17 protein-coding genes are annotated in these 19394 nt (G+C 58.6%); 8 read left to right on the forward strand and 9 right to left on the reverse strand.

The window, feature by feature from the left end; genetic code table 11:
- Positions 1-81: 81 nt before the first annotated feature.
- The 3 genes from ACTQX9_RS04965 to ACTQX9_RS04975 all read right to left on the reverse strand — a co-directional run bounded on the left by ACTQX9_RS04965 (position 82) and on the right by ACTQX9_RS04975 (position 2633).
- Positions 82-612: a nitroreductase family protein gene (locus tag ACTQX9_RS04965; protein WP_441056180.1), complete on the reverse strand. Its 531-nt coding sequence runs from the start codon at positions 610-612 to the stop codon at positions 82-84.
- Between the two features lie 281 nt (positions 613-893).
- Positions 894-1517, reverse strand: a complete 624-nt coding sequence (locus ACTQX9_RS04970; protein ID WP_427719219.1) for a DUF47 domain-containing protein — start codon at positions 1515-1517, stop codon at positions 894-896.
- A gap of 66 nt (positions 1518-1583) precedes the next feature.
- Positions 1584-2633, reverse strand: a complete 1050-nt coding sequence (locus ACTQX9_RS04975; RefSeq protein WP_427719222.1) for an inorganic phosphate transporter — start codon at positions 2631-2633, stop codon at positions 1584-1586.
- A 285-nt stretch (positions 2634-2918) separates the two neighbouring features.
- Between ACTQX9_RS04975 and ACTQX9_RS04980 the strand changes: the two genes are divergently transcribed.
- From ACTQX9_RS04980 to ACTQX9_RS04995, 4 genes are all read left to right on the forward strand, one after another.
- Positions 2919-3221, forward strand: a complete 303-nt coding sequence (locus ACTQX9_RS04980) for a hypothetical protein (protein WP_195838523.1) — start codon at positions 2919-2921, stop codon at positions 3219-3221.
- A gap of 80 nt (positions 3222-3301) precedes the next feature.
- Entirely contained in the window at positions 3302-3997 is a 696-nt protein-coding gene (locus tag ACTQX9_RS04985) for a Bax inhibitor-1 family protein (RefSeq protein ID WP_154515280.1), read from the forward strand.
- A 136-nt stretch (positions 3998-4133) separates the two neighbouring features.
- Positions 4134-5249 (forward strand): TIGR02452 family protein, encoded by a 1116-nt coding sequence (locus ACTQX9_RS04990; protein WP_441540646.1) that lies wholly within the window; start codon positions 4134-4136, stop codon positions 5247-5249.
- Positions 5250-5327: 78 nt separating this feature from the next.
- A complete protein-coding gene (locus tag ACTQX9_RS04995; RefSeq protein ID WP_441540647.1) occupies positions 5328-5540 on the forward strand; it encodes a hypothetical protein in 213 nt (70 codons plus the stop codon).
- A gap of 80 nt (positions 5541-5620) precedes the next feature.
- Here ACTQX9_RS04995 and ACTQX9_RS05000 read toward each other — a convergent pair whose 3' ends face one another.
- Complete coding sequence (locus ACTQX9_RS05000; protein WP_002584949.1) at positions 5621-6841, reverse strand: MFS transporter; 1221 nt, start codon at positions 6839-6841, stop codon at positions 5621-5623.
- 898 nt (positions 6842-7739) lie between these two features.
- Here ACTQX9_RS05000 and ACTQX9_RS05005 point away from each other — a divergent pair.
- A complete protein-coding gene (locus ACTQX9_RS05005; RefSeq protein WP_441540648.1) occupies positions 7740-8009 on the forward strand; it encodes a hypothetical protein in 270 nt (89 codons plus the stop codon).
- A gap of 73 nt (positions 8010-8082) precedes the next feature.
- Here ACTQX9_RS05005 and thiD read toward each other — a convergent pair whose 3' ends face one another.
- Entirely contained in the window at positions 8083-8913 is an 831-nt protein-coding gene (thiD, locus tag ACTQX9_RS05010; RefSeq protein ID WP_441537981.1) for a bifunctional hydroxymethylpyrimidine kinase/phosphomethylpyrimidine kinase, read from the reverse strand.
- Positions 8914-9090: 177 nt separating this feature from the next.
- Positions 9091-10425, reverse strand: coding sequence for a phosphomethylpyrimidine synthase ThiC (gene thiC, locus ACTQX9_RS05015; RefSeq protein ID WP_099431544.1), 1335 nt, complete (start codon positions 10423-10425; stop codon positions 9091-9093).
- 171 nt (positions 10426-10596) lie between these two features.
- On the opposite strand from thiC, the gene ACTQX9_RS05020 reads away from it, so the two are divergent.
- A complete protein-coding gene (locus ACTQX9_RS05020) occupies positions 10597-11112 on the forward strand; it encodes a hypothetical protein (RefSeq protein ID WP_427747772.1) in 516 nt (171 codons plus the stop codon).
- A 40-nt stretch (positions 11113-11152) separates the two neighbouring features.
- On the opposite strand, the gene ACTQX9_RS05025 is transcribed toward ACTQX9_RS05020, so the two are convergent.
- Entirely contained in the window at positions 11153-11962 is an 810-nt protein-coding gene (locus ACTQX9_RS05025) for a YaaA family protein (RefSeq protein WP_427727597.1), read from the reverse strand.
- Positions 11963-12065: 103 nt separating this feature from the next.
- Positions 12066-13463, reverse strand: coding sequence for an aminopeptidase (locus ACTQX9_RS05030; protein WP_427794724.1), 1398 nt, complete (start codon positions 13461-13463; stop codon positions 12066-12068).
- 166 nt (positions 13464-13629) lie between these two features.
- Here ACTQX9_RS05030 and polA point away from each other — a divergent pair, with 166 nt between their 5' ends.
- On the forward strand, positions 13630-16380 hold the full coding sequence (polA, locus tag ACTQX9_RS05035) for a DNA polymerase I (protein ID WP_441540649.1): 2751 nt from the start codon (positions 13630-13632) through the stop codon (positions 16378-16380).
- Positions 16381-16652: 272 nt separating this feature from the next.
- Here the strand turns inward: polA and ACTQX9_RS05040 are convergent, their stop codons facing one another.
- Positions 16653-17480, reverse strand: coding sequence for a Cof-type HAD-IIB family hydrolase (locus ACTQX9_RS05040; RefSeq protein WP_441068124.1), 828 nt, complete (start codon positions 17478-17480; stop codon positions 16653-16655).
- 554 nt (positions 17481-18034) lie between these two features.
- On the opposite strand from ACTQX9_RS05040, the gene ACTQX9_RS05045 reads away from it, so the two are divergent.
- Positions 18035-19261 (forward strand): argininosuccinate synthase, encoded by a 1227-nt coding sequence (locus tag ACTQX9_RS05045; protein WP_441540650.1) that lies wholly within the window; start codon positions 18035-18037, stop codon positions 19259-19261.
- The last annotated feature ends 133 nt before the right edge of the window (positions 19262-19394 follow it).

Consider the following 19394-nt stretch of genomic DNA (forward strand, 5'->3'; position numbering starts at 1 on the left):
CGCCGAGCTCTGCGTGCGATAGGGCAGAACTCGGCGAACGTTTGAGCGGTAAAAGGTAGATTTTAGGGCATGGGCCAAAAACTACTTGAGGAGGAAATTGGATAGGGGAATGGTGCGGGCCTCGCGATGCTCGGGGTCGGCGATATGGTCGGCGGGATAGCCGCAGACGAGCATGTGGTAGGGATAAACGCCCTCGGGCAGGTTGAACTGCTCGCGGGCTAGCTCGGGCTTAAAATGGCATACCCAGCACGTTCCCAGGCCCTGTTCCTCGGCCTCCATCATCATCTGATCGCAAACAATCGAGGTGTCGATAGCGCTGGAGTTCATCTGGTCATAGGGACGCACCCAAGCATCGTTGGTAACGCTGCAAACGAGGAAGATGAGCGGAGCGCCAAAGATGGACCCATCACGAGCAAACCGAGGCTGACAAGCAGCTGCCTTTTCCAGAAGCTCAGGCGTATCCAACACCATCACACGGGTTGGATGATTATTGCAAGCAGAAGGAGCAATGCGTCCAGCCTCAACAATGGTATCCACCACAGCCTGCTCAACAGAACGATCCTCAAACAAACGACAAGAATACCGAGACCGAGCCAGATCCAAATACCCCATAACCAAACCTTCCAAAGTCAGCAAACAAATCCAAAGTAAAATAAAGGGTACCCAAAGCACCATCCACCTAAACGCTCGGTGCAGTTCCAAAGTATTCAATCAGGTATAAAAGGCCGCATCAGCCAAACCCCCATTGAATTCAAATCATCAGCCAAGGTTCCCAATGGCGGTACGCAAGGCGAAGGCCCGACACCTATTTACTTTCGAACGACTCTGCCGTGCAGCCGGAGAGAGAAAGCAAATAGGTGCCGGGCCTTCGCCGGTGGGACGCGTACCCCCAATTAACTGTTCTTCATGACAATCGAATCCACGACATCGGCCACATTCTCGCAGCAGTCGGCGCAGTACTCCAAGAAGGCGTACACGTCACGCCAGGCGATGACCTCGAGCGGGTCCTTGCCGTTGACGTGCAGGTTACGCATGGCGTTGATGTAGAGTTCGTCGGCCTCGGACTCGATGGTGTTGATCTGGATGACGAGCTCGCGCAGCGTTTTGGACTTGCGGTAGTTGGGCAACTCGACCATCAGGTCCTTCATGGCGCGGCAGGCGTCGGTCACCTTGTGGGCGATCACGATGGCATCGGGGTGGATGCTCTGGATGTTGGTGAAGTAGAGGCGCTGCACGACGCCCTCAATACGGTCGAGCACGGTATCGAGCGAGCAGCTCATGAGGTTAAGGTCCTCGCGCTCAAGCGGGGTGATAAAGGCCGTGAGCAGGGCGTCTTCGAGCTCATGGTGCTTCTTGTCTGCTGCATGCTCAATCGCATGCATCTTCTCGAGCATGTCGTGGATCTGCGCGGGGTCAAAGTTCTCAAAAATCTTGGTGAGCAGCTCGGCTGCCTGAACGGCGAAGTCGGCGCAGGCGACGTAGTTGTCAAAGTAGAACGAATCGGGTTTCTTTGCCATGAGTGATCCTTTCGGGGCGAAGACGGGTGGGCGAGGTAATGCGGTCCGGATGGACGTTCGGTTTGACTAGAGGAACATCATGAACAGCCTGGCCATGACAAAGCTGATGAGTCCACAGGCGGGGAAGGTGAAGAACCACGTGAACATCATGTCCTTGACCACGCCGAAGTTGATGGCCGAGAGGCGCTTGACGGCGCCAACGCCCATGATGGCGCAGGTCTTGATGTGCGTGGAGGACACGGGGATACCGGTGAGCGTGGCAAGCAGCAGGTTTGCGGCTCCTGCCAGGTCGGCAGAGAAGCCCTGATACTTCTCGAGCTTAACCATGCTCTGGCCGACGGACTTGATGATACGCTCACCGCCCACGCTGGTGCCGATGCCCATGGTGGCCGAGCACAGCAGCATGATCCAGATGGGGATGCCGGCGTCGCCGACGCCGGTCTGTCCGTTGGCAAAGGCGACACCTAAAAAGAGCACGCCGATGAACTTTTGTCCATCCTGCGCGCCGTGCATAAAGCTCATGGCCGCGGCGCTCGCGATCTGAGCATATTTAAAGAAGACGTTGGCACGTCGCCTGTTGGCGGCAGCGAAAAGAATCGAGACGAGCTTGCACAGGACCCAGCCCATGACAAAGCCCAGACCGATGGAGAGCGCCAGGCCGTAGATGACCTTCATCCACTCGTGGACATTGACGCTGCTGGCGCCGCCGAGGGCGATGGCAGCGCCGGTCAGGCCGGCGATGAGGCTGTGGCTCTGCGAGGTGGGGATGCCAAAACGCGATGCCGTGGCGCCGTAGACGACGATGGAGAACAGGGCCGCGCAGAGGCACGCGAGCGCCATGGTGCTGTTTCCGCCAAAGTCGACGATATGGGAGATGGTGTTGGCAACGCTGGCATTAAAGTGCGTCATGATGAGCACGCCCAAAAAGTTGAACGCGGCACTCATGAGAATGGCGGCGCGGGCGGGCATGCAACGCGTGGTGACACAGGTCGCGATGGCGTTGGGCGCGTCGGTCCATCCGTTGACGAAGATGGCGCCGAGCGCGAGGAACACGGTGACGGCAAGGACTGGGTTCGAAACAAGTTGGCCGAGGAAGGCTGAGAACGTTACGTCCATATATGGGCTTTCTCGAAGTTTGCAGAAACGTTACAAAAACATGATAAATCGTATCACCTCCTGCGGGTTTCTTTACCGAGTTCTGACGGGAGAAGTGAATTTTTTGGCACTAAAATTGAATATTAGCCCTGTTGACCGCGGGTGTTCTTTTTGCTAACACGCCGTGAGGACACGTGCGCTCGCTCCGACACCCCAAAACCACAGTCTGTTCGCTTTACAATATGCAAACATGCGTTCGATAATAGGGGCATGGAATATCGACAGACAGATGGCAAAACTCGGCGCGTGCACAAGCAGTATGTGGACGTCGTGGCCCGCATCCTCGCGGGCGGACAAGTTGTGCCGGTTACCGTCTGCTGGGTCGACGGTCGCTGCTTTACGATTGACGAGATTGTCTCGTCTACCGGTTTTGGCCTGACGGTTCACGGCATTCGTACGGCAACCTATAAGGTTCGTTTTGGCGGACATACGACCGAGCTGTATCTGGAAGACCAGGCGCGTGAGCGACCGGATGGCTCGCAGGCTCATCTGATGCGGTGGTGGGTGTGGGCGTTCGACCGCACACTCGAGAGTGAGCGCCGCGGGTAAGAGCGCGCGCCATTCGGGTACAATGGCAGGAATCTTGTCACCTACGGCGCTGTCGCGGCGCTTTTTGAAAGGACGAAATTATGAACGATATCCAGGGCTATCAGAACGGCCCCATCGAGACCGGCGCAAGCCGTGCCAAGGAGATGTCGCCGCGCGCGTACAACCTTGCCATGTCTGCCCTGATCTTTTTGGGTTTTTGCGCTATGGGCGCTGGCGCCTACTTTACGGGCACCATGTCGTTTGCGCGCATGATGATGAGTGGCGCCGCCCTGCCGCTGGTCTTTGGCTCGTTTATCCTGACCATTGTCGGCATCGTCATGATGTCGGCCGCCGCCAGCAAACAGTCCGTGGGCCTGTCGCTCGCGGGTTACGCGATCTTTGCGAGCACCTTTGGTCTGACCGCGTCGTTTGGCCTTGCCAACTACGACCTGCCCACCATTAACACCGCCTTTATCGCCACTGCCGCCATCACCTTTGTCTTTGGCGCACTGGGCGTGACCTTCCCCAAATTCTTCCAGCGTGTGTACGGCATTGGTTTTGGCATTCTGCTTGCCACGATTCTGGTCGAGATCGTGCTGATGTTCATGGGCGTCTCGCAGACCATCACCGACCTGATCGTGATTGTGGTGTTCGCCGGCTTTATTGGCTACGACACCTATGTGGCAACGACGGTGCCGCCCACGCTGCCCAACGCCGTGCTCATGGCGTCCAACCTGTTCGTGGACATTATCAACGTGTTCCTGCGCATCCTGAACATCCTTGGTCGTCGCGACTAGTGCCAGATTGCAGCGGTGCTTGCCGCGCGCAAATCGATGCGAAAGGCGGTCCTTCGGGGCCGCCTTTTTTGTACGCGGCGGGGTATCATGGATGGGAAAAGCCGATAGCGGCAGCGACCGAGAAAGGTGACCACTTATGGCAGACGTCGACAACAGGAACCGTAACCGTAGGCCCAACCGCGCGGGACAGCCCAATCCCAAGCGCGAGGCCCGTGCCAAGGCCGCCGAGCGTCACGTGGCGACTGTGTCCGAAGCGTGCGCAAAGGATATCGAGCGCTCGCTTGCCGGCGTGCGCGAGTTCGAGGGCATGCCTGCCGGATTTGTCGCGGCGATGAAGGCTAAGGCCCAGGTGGCTGCTGCCGAAAAGCAGGTTGCCGATGAGTCTGAGGCCACCGAGGTTGCGCCTGCCGAGACCGAGGTCGTGGCCGAGCCTGTGCCCGCAGAGGAAGCCACGGAGACCGAGCCCGCGCCTGCTGCCGAGGAGCCCGCTCCGGTCCTGCCCGAGGTCACCGTGCTCGACGCCTCTGCCACGCAGGCCATTCTGGATAACGGCCGAGGCTACGCGCAGTTCTGCGACATGGCCGTGCTCGCCTTTGCCTCGTTCACCAACCCGGGCGGTGGCTACATCCAGGGCTATCTGGGTCAGGAGGCCACGCTCTGTGCCGATTCGTATCTGTACAATGTGCTCGATAAGCAGCGCAAATGGTACGGCGAGAACCGTCGCCGCAACATCAACTGTGAGCTGTACCGCAACCGTGCGCTGGTGGTGCCTGCGGTGCGCTTCGACCGCAACCACGTGCATGCGTATGCCGACGTGATCGTTGCCGCTGCGCCCAACGCCAAGCGCGCTCGCCAGGAGTATCGCGTGGGTGACGATGCCCTGCTGGACGCCCTGCGCGATCGTATCCGCTTTGTGCTGGCCATCTGCGACGAGCTTGGTCGCGAGAAGCTCGTGCTGGGCGCCTGGGGCTGTGACAACAACGGCTTTGACGCCGAGGCCGTGGCCGAGCTCTTCCGCAAGGAGCTCGCATCGGGCGACTTTAAGGTCAAGCAGGTCTTCTTTGCCGTGCCCTCTACGCGCTGGGACGAGGATTTTGCCAAGTTCGAGCACGTGCTGGCAAGCTTCCCCGAGCGCAACGAGGAGTCCTATGCCCAGGTTGCCGCCCGTGCCGCGGCCGCCCGTGCCGCCGAGCAGGCTCATGCCGCTGCCGAGGACGACGAGGATGATGACGACTGGCGCAAGTATCTGTAATCGGTGCGCGCTGACAGATAGGTCGAGCCGGCGGGAGGGGCTGCTCCCGTCGGCTTTTTGCTGAAGGAGGGGTTTGCGATGAAAAACGTCCTGTGCTTTGGTGACAGCAAAACTGCTGGTGAAATCGTCAGCCAGGACAGCGACACGGAACAAGCGTACTTGGCGTTTATCTGCAAACGGCTCAAGCTGAATTTTAGGAAGCTGTCAGTAGAAGAACGGAAGTGGCTGAAAAAGATTGCGGAAAAATCCGACTTGCTGAAGAATCCAAAACCGCAGAGAGGACGAAGATAAAAAATGCCTGAACGGCGGTTCTGGTTTTTCAGAACCACCATCCAGGCATTTTGTTTAGTAATAGAAAAAGGTGCAGTTGATTATTGCGTATTGTCAATCTCTCTCAAACCGGGTAGTAAAAATACGGCAAGCGCAACGATGATAATGCCAATTCCGCAAATGACAAACCATTTCTCAACTCCCAGCCGCTCCGCCAGAGGCCCGGAAATGACAAGGCCAAACGGCATGGCGAGGGAAGCGGCGCTTGTCAGTAGAGAAAAAACTCTCCCCAGATATTCTGGTTTGACCGTTTCTTGAAAAATCGCATTTTGCACACCGTAAAATGGAGCGGAAATTCCCATAACAGTACAGCACACAACAAAGACAAGAAATGCGTCTGGCGGCAAAAGCCCGGAGAGCATATTGCTAACGCCCATCAGGAGAACGGAAAGACCGATGGTGTACCGCCGTTTCTTAAAACCGCCCCAAATGCTCAGAATGACTCCGCCAAGCAGCATACCAACCGCAAAAGCAATTTCAGCGGCAGAGGCATGGGCCGGTGTTCCTTTGAAGTATGACATACAGATGAGAGGAAAAAGCGTACTGATTGGCATATAAAAGAACATATAAATTACACCAATCCAGAGCAGAGCAAAGAGGCCCCTGTTTTGCTTTAATACCACATACCCCTCTTTCATATCCTGTAAAAACTGTTGTCTTTTCGTTTCTGGACATAGTTCAGGCGTTGGTATGGACGAAATCGCAACAGTCACACAGGCAAGGATTGCACCCACAATATCTAACAATATAATTGCATTAAGAGGCCAAACAGCATATAAAAACGCTGCGGCAGCTGGACTGATAATCGCACTTACTGCTTGCATGGTCTGCGTGTAACCAGCGCATTTTGTAAGTTCCTCTTTTGGCACAATCATAGGTGTTGCTGCGCTGAATGCTGGAGAATGAAAAGCAGTTCCCGCACTTCGGATTAACAGGACAACCATAATAGACCATACGGGCAATTCCATGTAAAACGCCACCAGCGCCAGAATACCGCCAGCGGCGGCAATTATCAAATCCGCACCAATCATTACGCTTTTACGGCTGTGCCGGTCAACAAAAGCACCTGCAAACGGGCCTAAACAGGCTTGCGGCAAAAATCCAATCAGTGTTGCCGCCGTCAATATGATTGCAGAATTAGTTTTCGCAACCAAATAAAAGATAATGGCCATTTGCAAAATACCGCTGCTAATAAAGGATATTGCTTGTCCGGCAAGAAGTGTAAAATAAGTTTTTCTCCATGAATTGTTGTTTTGGGTCATAATGCGAACCTCCTTTTTTATTGCATTGTTCCTTTGTTTCTGCAATAAAAAGCAGGCGTTGTCCCACAGAGAGGGCAGACGCCTGCATAACAACAAAGCACGAAAAAACACCACGATACAGTTCAAAGACTGCTCGTGTCAAACCTACGTGTTCCTTTGCATACGCAAGCAAAAAAAGCCCACCATCATGTGGAAAGGTACTTCTACTTTTTATTGCTTATTAGCGTACACAAATTAACACACGTAAGCCTCCTTCCAATCTCAAACTGTCGCACAGTATAACACACATGCCAGGCGAGCCAGTCAACGGTCAAGATGAACGGCGCTTTCAGCGCCGCCGTTGACAGTCTCGCCCGTCTTTGCTAATGGGTAATCAAGGCGGGAAAGCCATTTTAGGGCTTTCCCGCCCATTTCAATTTTGGGAGAAGAAAGGCCCCAAAATGAACGAGTGCGGCCAAACACTTTTAGGGATTGGCCACCTTGTCCACCCATCCAGCGGGGCGGCGGGGAACGGTCAAGGCCGGGCGTCAGCCCATTCATTTCAGCCTTGACGGTTTCCTGCCGTCCTGCTACTTTTCCCGGAGTGTGGCCACACATCTGGTCACGGTGTCCAGAGCTTTGGGACTTTTTGTCCCATAGGCCGGGGGCGGAGGACGAGGGACGGGGGCTTTCATAATACGCCCTGTCTGCTGCTGAAATCAGCCCTTTGTTTCCGGCTTACCAGCCCCAAACAAAGCCCTGCTTTCCTGCCGCGTCAAATGCCCTTGCCCTCCCCGGCGGCAACGGTATTTTCAGGGCAACGCCGACAGAGCGTATAACACACTACACTTTGCTCCGCAAAGTCGTGTGCCAAATGGGGCGCTGCCCCCTTTGGAAACCCCCGCAACAAACAGGTGCTATGCACCCAGCCGGGAGCATAGCGCCGTTTGTTGTCAGCAGCCCGTTTCACGGTCTGCGTGTAGTTCCTTGTAAACTGACCTATACCTATGGCTACGATCCGGCGGGCATGCGCGATGGCACCGCGGTGCGCTATGCGCACGATGTGCGCTGGTGCGGCGTGGCCCAGCGCGACCTGGGCGATATCGATTATCTGCACATGATGCCCGAAAGCCACGAGAGCCTGGGCCACGCCGTGGCAGCCAAGCTCCAAGAGATGCTCGGTCAGTAGCGCGACCCCAAACCACCACAAAGGGACAGGCGCCTTTGTGGTGGTTTGGGCGGTGGTTTTGGCTGCTGGCTTTTTAGTACTGCCACATGTGGTTGACGGGGCCGGAGCCCTTGCCCATGTTCAGGCCGGCGGCGAGAGCTCCTGTTAGGTAGGCCTTGCCGGCGTTGACGGCATCGGCAAGATCCATGCCCTGGGCCAGCGCGCAGGCGATGGCGGACGAAAGCGTACAGCCGGTACCATGCGTGTTGTCGGTCTCGATGCGCTTGTGGCGGAACCACGTGGTGAGCGGATCGCCTAGGTGGTTGCCCTCGTCATCGAGCGGCGCGGGCTCTGCTAGCACATCGTTGGCCTCGTTGACAAAATGCCCGCCCTTAACCAGGGACGCGCAGCCAAAACGGCGGGTGAGGAGCATGGCAGCGTTTTGCTGTGTGCGCTCGGAATCGACCTCGTAGTCGAGCAGCGCCATGGCCTCGGGAATATTGGGCGTGATAACGCTTGCCAGTGGGAACAGGCGGCGTGTAAGCGCTTCGGCGGCGTCCTCGGCGATGAGACGAGCGCCCGAAGTGGCGACCATGACGGGATCGACGACGATATTTTGTGCGTCCCAGGCGCTCAGGCGGTCGGCTATGACTTCGATAATCTCGGCAGAAGAAACCATGCCGATCTTGACGGCACTGGGGCGGATATCGTCAAAAACGGCATCGATCTGCGCCGCGACAATATCCGGGGAGATGTTCTGCACGGCGGTGACGCCTAGGGTGTTCTGTGCGGTGATGGCCGTGATGACCGTCTCGGCATACAGGCGGTGCGCCGTGATGGTCTTGATGTCGGCCTGAATGCCGGCACCGCCGCTGGAATCGGATCCTGCGATGGATAGAACGGCTGGTACCTTACTGCGATCCATGTTCGCTCCCTTGTTCGGTCGGATTCAAATGGGTCTCCTGCCCACATTATAAAGTTGCCCGGGCCGGCTGTATGCCGATCCCGGGCGGGTGGTGCAATCTTTACGTAAATGTAAGAAAATGTTCACACGTCAACAATTGACGAACGCCTTGTGGCCGATTATGGCTCCGGTGACGAGTTAGTCCTCCATGCCGAGGTCGATCGTCGTGCCTTCGAACACCTTGTTGACGGTGCGGACGGCGCACATCTTGCCGCACATGGTGCAGGTGCCCTCGGTGGCGGCGGGGGATTCCTCGTAGCGCTTCTTGCCGGTGACCGGGTCGAGCGCGCACTTCCACATGGCGTCCCAGTCGAGCTTGCGGCGTGCCTGGCCCATCTTGTCGTCCATGTCGCGGGCGTGGGGCACCTTTTTGGCGATGTCGGCGGCGTGTGCGGCAATCTTGGTGGCCATAAGGCCGTCGAGCACATCCTGGGCGTTAGGCAGGCATAGGTGCTCTGCCGGTGTCACGTAGCACAAAAAGTCGGCACCCGAGCTCGCGGAGATGGCGCCACCGATGGCTGCGGTGATGTGGTCGTAGCCCACGCCGATATCGGTCACCAGCGGCCCGAGCACGTAGAACGGGGCGTTGTGGCACAGGCGCTTCTGCAGTTTCATGTTGGCGGCGATCTCGTCGAGCGCCATGTGACCCGGGCCCTCGACCATGACCTGGACGCCGGCGGCCCAAGCGCGCTTGCACAGCTTGCCCAGCTCGATCATCTCGGCGGTCTCGGTGGCGTCGTTGGAGTCGTAGAGGCAGCCCGGGCGGCAGGAGTCGCCGAGCGAAATCGTCACGTCGTACTCGTGGCAGATCTCGAGCAGCTCGTCAAAGTACTCGTAGAAGGGGTTCTCGTTGCCGGTGACCTCCATCCAGCCAAACAGCAGTGAGCCGCCGCGGCTGACGATGTTCATGAGACGGCCGGTCTCCTTAAAGGTTTTGGTGACCGACTTATTGATGCCGCAGTGGATGGTCATAAAGTCCACGCCGTCCTCGGCGTGCGCGCGCACGACCTCGAACAGGTCGTCCTTGGTAAGCTTGACAAGCGGCTTTTCCATGTAGCCGATGGCGTCGTACATGGGGACGGTGCCCACCATGAGCGGCGTCTCGTCGATGAGCTGCTGGCGGAATTGGCGCGTCTTGCCCGAGTTGGAGAGGTCCATGATGGCGTCGGCGCCAAAGTCCTCGGCGATCTTGACCTTCTTCCATTCCTCAGCGGCATCGGCCTTGTCGCCCGAGATGCCCAGGTTGACGTTGACCTTGGTAGACAGGCCCTCGCCGACACCAAAGGCGCGCATGCCCTTTTTGATATGCACGATGTTGGCGGGAATGGCGATGCGGCCGTCGGCCACGCGCTCGCGGATGTACTCGGGGTCGCGATGCTCGCGCTCGGCAACCTCCTTCATCTGCGGTGTGATTTGCCCGGCGCGGGCGAAATCGATTTGCGTGACGAGCTTGGGCTCGGTCTGTGTGCTCATTGGCACGGCTCCCTTCGTTGGCATTACCCATATCAGGTTTGCGGGTCAGGGCGGGCGCGCCCAGTCTCAGCCTGCCGTCTTGTCCTGCAAGCTCCCCGTTTATGTGGCGGGCTCAAGTATAGCTCGAATGGGTACGATTGACGCGACGAGCATGCCCGCGGGGAGGCGAACATGGAAGACAAGCATCTGTATCGAGAGACGCAGTGGGATGTGTCGGCCGAGGAGAGCCGCGCCCATCATGGGCTGGTCGCAATTGGTTTCGCGATTCTTGTCGTGATGGTGATTGCCTGTTGTATCTGGACGTTTGGCGGGCGTGGGGGAGTTTCCTGGACGTTTGAGGCGGACGATAGCCTGCCGATTATGACGGCGAAGGTCGCGGGTGGCAATACCGTTGCCGCGCCTGGCGACTATTGGTATCCGCGCGACAAGTTTGTGCAACTGCAGCTGAGCGGTGGTTCCATTCCTGGTGAAGAGATCGAGCGTGTGACCTTCGATGCGTCGCTTAGGACGCTGTCGGTCGAGCTCAAAGATCAGGGGGATGTACCCACGACCATGGATATAGCCCTGACGGAATGGCGCCTGGAGCCTCCGTCGGGTGTTGAGGCGTCCGAGGTGGAGCACGTTAAGGTTACCTACCAAGATGGCTCGACGACCGAGATTGCAAAAGCCGACGGCCTGGCGGAATAGACGCCGTGCCTAGGCAGCACATTCAAAAGTAGTGGTAGTCCTACAAGGCCTGTTCGTTCAGGAAGACCAAAGTGTTTTTATTTGAAAGCTCGGGAAAGTAACGATAACCAACGTCGAACGCGGTGAGCCCGCTTACATCCTCGAACTTGTTTTCTGCCATCCAGCGCACCATGGAGCCGCGCGCTTTTTTGCTGGCGGTCGAGCGTTGGATGGGCTTGCCGTTGCGGATGCCTTCACCAAAGAGACATGTGACGACCGTGGTGTCGGTGGTGAGGCGGGTCAGAACGGCTTTGGCGTATTCCGCGCTGGCGAGGTTGACGATCGTGGCGTTGGAGCCTGCCGGAGCGATGACCCGTGCGAGCTTGTCGCCCCAAAACGCGTAGAGGTCTCGGGCATCGTCGACGGCAAGCTTCGCGCCCATCTCCAGCCGATACGGTTCAACGGCATGAAAGGGGCGTACGCATCCGTAAAGGCCCGAGAGGATCCACAGATGGTCTTGCAGCCATGCGAGCTGTGCGGAATCCATCACCTCGGGCGCCATGCTTTGGTATTGAATGCCGTGATAGGACATGACGGCAGGGGAGAGGTGACGGGCGAGTGCGGGATTGTCGAGATCGCCGTTTTGCAAGATGGGCTCGAACTCATGCAGGGTGTTGAGGCAGGGCCCCAGCAGTTTGTCACTCACGTTCCACAGCGCCTGCAGGCTGCCGCTGCCTTCATTCCGCTCGATATCTAGCAGTGCGCGGTGGAGGCGAGCCGTCTCGCGCACAAAGGGTGGAATGCCCAGGACTTCAAAAGCATCTTGGGCCGCGCGCATCTGCTTGGCGGGCGAAATGATGACCTGCAGCATGGACTCTCCTCTGCCAAAAAGGAAGTTGCGGTGTAATACGGTCTGTTTTGGCCGTTTATGGGCCAGTTTAGTCCGTATCTCACCGCAACTGATGAAGGGTTGATTAGGCGCGCTCGATGAAGGCCTTGTAGCCGCGATAGGCCTCGTAGATATCGGCCTTGTTGGCGACCTCCCACAGGGCGTGCATGGACAGGACGGCAACGCCGGAGTCGATGACGTTCATGCCGTACTTGGCCATGATGTAGGCGATGGTGCCACCGCCGCCCGCGTTGACGCGACCGAGCTCGCAGGTCTGGAAGTCCACGCCGGCCTCGTCCATAATGTCGCGGATGAGGGCCATATACTCGGCGTCGGCGTCGTTGGAACCGCCCTTGCCGCGGCTGCCCGTGTACTTGTTAAAGCACAGGCCGCGACCCATAAAGGCTGCATTCTTGGTCTCGAACTTGCCGGCGTAGCCTGGGTCGAAGCCGGCGGATACGTCAGAGGAGAGCATGCGGCTGCGGGCGAGTGCGCGGCGCAGGGCCAGCGGGCTGCCCTCGCCGGCGAGCGTCATGATCTCGGCGACGGTGTTCTCGAAGAAGCGGCTTGTCATGCCGGTGGCTCCCACGGAGCCAATCTCCTCCTTGTCGACGATGAGCGTGATGCTCGTGCGCTCCACGTTGGCCACATTGATCTGGGCGAGCATGGAGGGGTAGGCGCAGACGCGGTCGTCGTGACCATAGCCCAAAATCATGGAGCGGTCGAGGCCCATGTCGCGGGCGGGGCCGGCGGGCACGACCTCGATTTCGGCGGAGAGGAAGTCCTCCTCCTCGACGTCGTACTGCTCCTTGAGGATATCCAGGAACATCTGCTTGACGGGCTCGGTGGGGGCGTCCTTGTCGTCCTCGTCAAATTTTACGGGACGGCCGCCCACGATCACGTCGAGGATCTCGGCGTCGACGGCGTCCTTGGCGGGCTTGGACATCTGCTCGCTCGAGAGGTGGATCAGCAGGTCGGAGATGGTAAAGACCGGATCGTCGGCCTTGTCGCCGATGTTGATGTCGACGGTGGTGCCGTCCTTTTTGCAGATGACGCCCACGAGTGCGAGCGGGGAGGCCACCCAGTGGTAGCTCTTGACGCCACCGTAGTAGTGCGTGTCGAGGTAGGCCATGTCGCCGGCCTCGAAGGCGGGATTCTGCTTGAGGTCCAGGCGCGGCGAGTCCACGTGGGCGCCCAGGATGTTAAAGCCCTGCTCGAGCGGGGCGGTGCCCAGGTTGACGAGCATAAGATCCTTGCCGTGGTTGGCGGCGTACACCTTGTCGCCTGCCTTGAGCTCGCGGCCTTCGGCGATCACGGTCTCCAGGTCGACGTATCCCGCCTCCTCGGCCATCTTGATGCCGGTCTTGACGCACAGGCGCTCGGTCTTGTTCTCGCTCAAAAACTGCTTATAGCCGCGGCAAAGCTCCTCGAGCTCCTCGATTTGCTGTGGCGTGTACTTTTTCCATGCGCAGGGACGCTCCATGACGCAGGCTCCTTTCGGATCGATCGTGCTGGTTGTTGTACCGTGAGCCATCGTATCACGCGTGGGCTCACGGTGGCGGGGGAGCTTGATGTGCGGTGGCCGCGGGGCGGGGAGCGTGTAAACTGGAGTGAGCAAGCCGTGCCCAGTCCAAAGCGAGGTATTCAATATGTCTGACAAGCGCCGCACCTTTGCCGTTATCGACGGCAACTCGCTCATGCACCGCGCCTTCCACGCCGTGCCGCCGACCATGAACGCGCCGGACGGTCGTCCCACCAACGCGATCTTTGGCTTTCTGAACATGTTTCTTAAGATGATCGATGCCTTTAGCCCCGACGGTGTGGTCGTGGCGTTTGACAAGGGCAAGCCGCGCGTGCGCATGGAGATGCTGCCGCAGTATAAGGCGCAGCGCCCGCCCATGGACCCCGATCTGCATGCGCAGTTTCCCATGATTAAGGAGCTGCTCACGGCGATCAACGTGCCAATTCTGCAGTCCGAGGGCTGGGAAGGCGACGATATTCTGGGAACCATGGCGCGCCTGGGTGAGGAGGCCGGCTGCGACATGCTGCTGGTGACCGGCGACCGTGACATGTATCAGCTTGTGACCGAGCACGTCAACGTGGTCTCGACTCGCAAGGGCCTGTCCGACGTGGCGATCATGACGCCCGAGAGCGTGGACGACCTGTATCACGGCATTACGCCGGCGCTCGTGCCCGATTTTTACGGCCTGAAGGGCGATACGTCGGACAACATTCCCGGCGTACCGGGCATTGGCCCCAAAAAGGCGAGCGCGCTCATCGCGCAGTACGGCAGCTTGGACGAGGTCATTGCGCATGCTGACGAGGTCAAGGGCAAGATGGGCGAGAACCTGCGTGCACACATCGACGATGCGCTGTTGAGCCGCAAGGTTGCGACCATCCGCACCGACGCACCTGTCGAGCTCGACTTTGACGCGACGTCCTTCCCATCGTTTTCTGCCGATGAGGTGTCCGCGGCGCTGGGCGCACTTGGCATTACGGCCATGCAGAACCGCTTCCTGGCGCTGATTGGCGGCGAGGGCGGGGTCGTGCCCGCTGCCAGCGCGTTCGAGATACCCGCGGTTTCGCGTGCCGCCGCCGGCGATGCTGAGGCACTTGTTGCTGTGGCGGCCGAGATCTCTCGCGCGATTGATGCGGGCGAGTGGGTCGCCGCCGTGGTGGACGATGACAAGGAGGAGGGTGCGCTCTTTGGCCTGACGCGTACGCTGTGGCTGGCGACGCCCAAGGGGCTCTTTGCGCTCGAGGAAGCCGATGACGGCACGCCTGCCGCTGTCGAGGGCTTCAATTCTGCCCACGGCGTTATCGCTGGCGTGCTCGCGCGCCTGTTTATGGAGGGCCGCGTGGCGAGCCCGGACATGAAGGCGTTGCTGCATGAGCTTTCGCCCATCGATTCTTCTGAGCCCGAGCTCATGGACCCGCTGGCAGTCGATTCCGTGCGCATCTTTGATACCGTGGTTGCCGCGTACCTGTTGGATTCCGACCGTTCCGAGTTTGACGAGGCATATCTGGCCGATACCTATCTGCAGATGGCGCTGCCTGCGGCGCGCGGTGCGGATGGTGCTGGCGAGGACGCTCCTGCTCCTGCTGCCCGTACCGCGGCGTTGACGCTGGCACTCGTGGCGCCGCTTCGCGACCGCATGGCCCGCGAGAACGCCGCCAACGTGTTCGATGGCATTGAGATGCCGCTCGTGCCGGTGCTTGCCAAGATGGAGCGCGCGGGCATGCTCGTAGATCCCGACCGGCTGCGCAGCCTGTCCGAGGGCCTGGCGACCCAGATCACCGAGGTCGAGCGCAGCATTCGCGACCTGGCAGGTGATGAGACGTTTAACATCGGCAGTCCCATGCAGCTCTCGCACGTGCTCTTTGACGTTATGGGGCTTCCGACCAAGGGCCTCAAAAAGACCAAGCGCGGGTACTATTCGACCAACGCCAAAGTGCTGAGCGACCTTGCCCGTGACCACGAAATCGTGCGCCTGATTTTGGACTGGCGTGAGAAGTCCAAGATCAAGTCGACCTATCTGGACACGCTAGGTCCGCTGCGCCGTGGTGACGGTCGCGTGCACACCACGTACAACCAGACCATCACGGCAACGGGTCGCCTGTCCTCGAGCGACCCGAACCTGCAGAACATCCCGACGCGCTCTGAGCTGGGCCGTACCGTTAAGACGGCGTTTTCAGCAGGCGAGGGCAGCGTCTTTTTGGCGGTGGACTACTCGCAGATCGAGCTGCGTCTACTCGCGCATCTCTCGGGTGACGAGCACCTGGTGCGCGCCTTTAACGAGGGCGAGGACTTCCATGCCGAGACGGCCGCGCGCGTGTTTGGCGTTTCGGTGTCCGAGGTAACGCCCGACCTGCGCAGTCGCGCCAAGGCCGTGAATTTTGGCATTGTGTATGGTCAGCAGGCGTACGGTCTGTCGCAGTCGCTACATATCTCGATGGCCGAGGCGCGTGGCATGATCGATCGCTACTACGAGGCCTACCCGGGCGTTCGCACGTTCCTCGACAACGTGGTGGCGCGCGCCAAGCAGACGGGCTATGCCGAGACCATGTATGGCCGTCGTCGCCATATTCCGGAGCTCAAGGCCAAAAACCCACAGCTCCGCGGCTTTGGCGAGCGCACGGCCATGAACCATCCCATGCAGGGCACTGCGGCCGACATCATCAAGATCGCCATGGCCCGCGTAAGCCGCCGCCTGGAAGAAGAGGGCTTTGCCGCCCACATGATCTTGCAGGTGCACGACGAACTGGACTTTGAGTGCCCCGTCGACGAAGTCGAGCGCCTGACCGCCATGGTCCAAGACGTCATGGAGCACGTCGTAGACCTCCGCGTGCCCCTCATCGCCGAAGCCAGCACCGGCATAACCTGGGCCGACGCGAAATAGGAAAGCGCCCACAATTCCAAAGTAACTAAAGGCAGAAGGGGGCTCCTTGCCAACAAGGAGCCCCCTTCATTCCAAAAAATCAGCCAAGTATCTAGACACCCAAGACGCCATCTAGGCGGCAAGCAAGTCAACATAGCCATGCCCGGGGCCGGCCGTTTGATTTTTGTAGATTCCGCACGAGCCGAAGGCCACTTAATGTGGCCTTCGAGCGAGCCCAGGACCTGACCGAGCAAAAATCAAACGGCCGGCCCCGGGCATGGCGACGAGATAGATTACCGAGCCGCCAAGATGGCGTCGATGAGCGTCAGTACGCCCCCGTCGTTGTTGCTCGGAATGCGCCACTTGGCGTGCGCATTCATATGCTCTTCGGCATTGTCCACGATAAAGCTATGCCCGACGCGCTCGAGCATAGGGATATCGTTGTAGGTGTCGCCCACGGCGGCGGCATCGGCGATATCGATGCCCAAGTGCTCGCACAGGTGCGCGACGCCGGCGCCCTTGTCGACGCCCAGGTTCATAAAGTCGATCCACTCGCGGCCCGCATTGGTGACGTAGAGCTGATCCGAGAACGCGGGGTTATAGGTCTCGCGGAACGCAGGCTCGGCGTCGTAGGCGGGGAAGAAGATCGAAATCTTGTTGGACTCGAAATCAATGCCCTCAAAGCTGTCGACGTAGTTGATTGTGTTGTAGTAGACGCTGATCTCGTCGTGGTATTGATGGTCGCGGGCAAGCACGTAGAACTCGTCGAAGCAGCACAGGACGGGAACGGCGCGAGAATCCTCCGAGGCACGAGCGAGCACCTGTTGATACAGCGCCACATCGATATTGCTCTTATAGATATAGTTGCCGCGATATATCACGCACGCGCCGTTATCGGGGCAAAAAGCGATGCGGTTCTTGATGTCCTCGAACATCTCCTCGAGCTTGGGGGCGGGACGTCCGCTGGCGGGGCAGAATACGATGCCGGCTTCGGCGAGCTTGTCCAGGCGTTCGTCAAGGCCTTGCGGCAGCACGCGCTCGTCGGTCAGCAGCGTCTTGTCCATGTCGACGGCGATGAGCTTAATGTTTCCGATATTGGCGTCCGATTCGTAAGTTTGCATAAAAGCGAGCCTTTCGTTTCGAAATTGTTTCAGACGTTATAACCATCAACTCGTAACCAGGCGTATTTTCGCAGGAACGGAGCGTATTTGCACTGCATTTCACAAACTAATGAAAAAACTTTTCAGAAATTTGAATTTGTCGCTTGTGCAGCGGGCACTTTAGCGTAATATAGCGACCATCGAAAACGGAGACGGCAAAAGAGCCGCTTACCGAGGAAAAGGTACCGTTTGCGATATTAGAATTGCGCCCGGCGATAGGTGAAAGGAGAGGCAGATGCAGTTCGTAAAGATCATCACCACTGCAGACAATGCCATCCGACGCCAGCGCGCAATTTCCCGACGACGATAACAATCGTCTCTGTCCGCATGGGGCGAATTGCCTCAACAGAGTCATTTTAAGGTCGTTGGGTTTTAGCACGACATTGCTGCATGTTTCTAGGGCATGTATGTGCTGATTTTTGCTATTTAACCTGATATTGCACGACATGTGACCTTGAAATGACTTGCAACTGACCGATGTTCTAACTAGCTACCAAGGGCGAAAGGAAACAGCCATGAGCAAGGAAAAAGTCGTTCTCGCATATTCCGGTGGTCTTGATACATCCGTATGTGTCAAGTGGCTCCAGGACGAGAAGAATCTCGATGTCGTTTGCGTCTGCGGCAACGTGGGCCAGGAGGAGACCGGCCTGGATGCCAGGAAACAGAAAGCGCTTGACCTGGGCGTTCTTGATTGCCAGGTGCTCGACCTGCGCGATGAGTTCTCCGATGAGTTCCTGACCAAGGCCATCGCCGCAAATTCCATGTACGAGAACAAGTACCCGCTGCTTTCCGCTCTGTCTCGCCCGCTGCTCGCCAAGAAGCTTGTCGAGGTCGCCCACGAGTTTGGCGCGACCTACGTCGCCCACGGCTGCACCGGCAAGGGTAACGACCAGGTTCGTTTTGAGGCTGCCGTCAAGGCCCTCGACCCCGAGCTTAAGGTTATCGCCCCGGTTCGCGAGTGGGATCTGAAGTGCCGTCCCGACGAGGTCGCCTATGCTCACGCCCACAACGTGCCGGTTCCCGAGGGTGCCAACGACAACCCCTATTCCATTGACGACAACCTGTGGGGTCGTGCCATTGAGTGCGGCCACCTGGAGGATCCCTGGAACGAGCCGCTCGACGACGCCTGGGTTATGACCAAGAATCCCGAGGACACGCCCGACACCCCGACCTACACCGAGATTGAGTTTGAGGCCGGCAAGCCCGTCGCCGTCGACGGCAAGAAGATGAAGCTCTCCGAGATCGTCATCGCCCTCAACAAGATTTCGGGCGATAACGGCTTTGGTCGTCTCGACCTGGTCGAGGATCGTCTGGTGGGCCTCAAGAGCCGCGAGTGCTATGAGGTTCCCGGCGCCCTGACGCTTATCACCGCCCACAAGGCGCTCGAGGATATTTGTGTCGAGGGCGATCTGCTCAAGACCAAGATTAAGCTCGAGCAGGATTGGGCCACCGCCGTGTACAACGGCCAGTGGTACAGCCCGCTCAAAAACGCACTCGACGCCTTTATGGCCGATACCCAGAAGTTCGTGACCGGTACCGTTCGTCTGAAGTTCTTTAAGGGCAACTGCCATGTTGTCGGCCGCAAGAGCCCCTTCAGCCTCTATGACTACGGTCTGGCCACCTACGACCGCGACACCACGTTTGACGAGAAGGCCAGCGCCGGCTTTATCGAGATCGACACGCTGTCGCTCAAGACGTGGGCCAAGGTCCAGGGTCCCAGCTCTGCTGCCGCTCAGGCTTAAGTCTTTCTCCCTTGGTATCCGCGCGGCCCATCCGCGTGATACATAACGGGCGCATGGGGTCCCTACCTTTCGTTATGCTTGCTGACACTTCTTAACATCGGTGGCCCCTACATTCCGCCCGCATATATGATGC

The organism is Collinsella sp. LCP19S3_F2, assembly GCF_052121015.1.
Classification (GTDB): domain Bacteria; phylum Actinomycetota; class Coriobacteriia; order Coriobacteriales; family Coriobacteriaceae; genus Collinsella.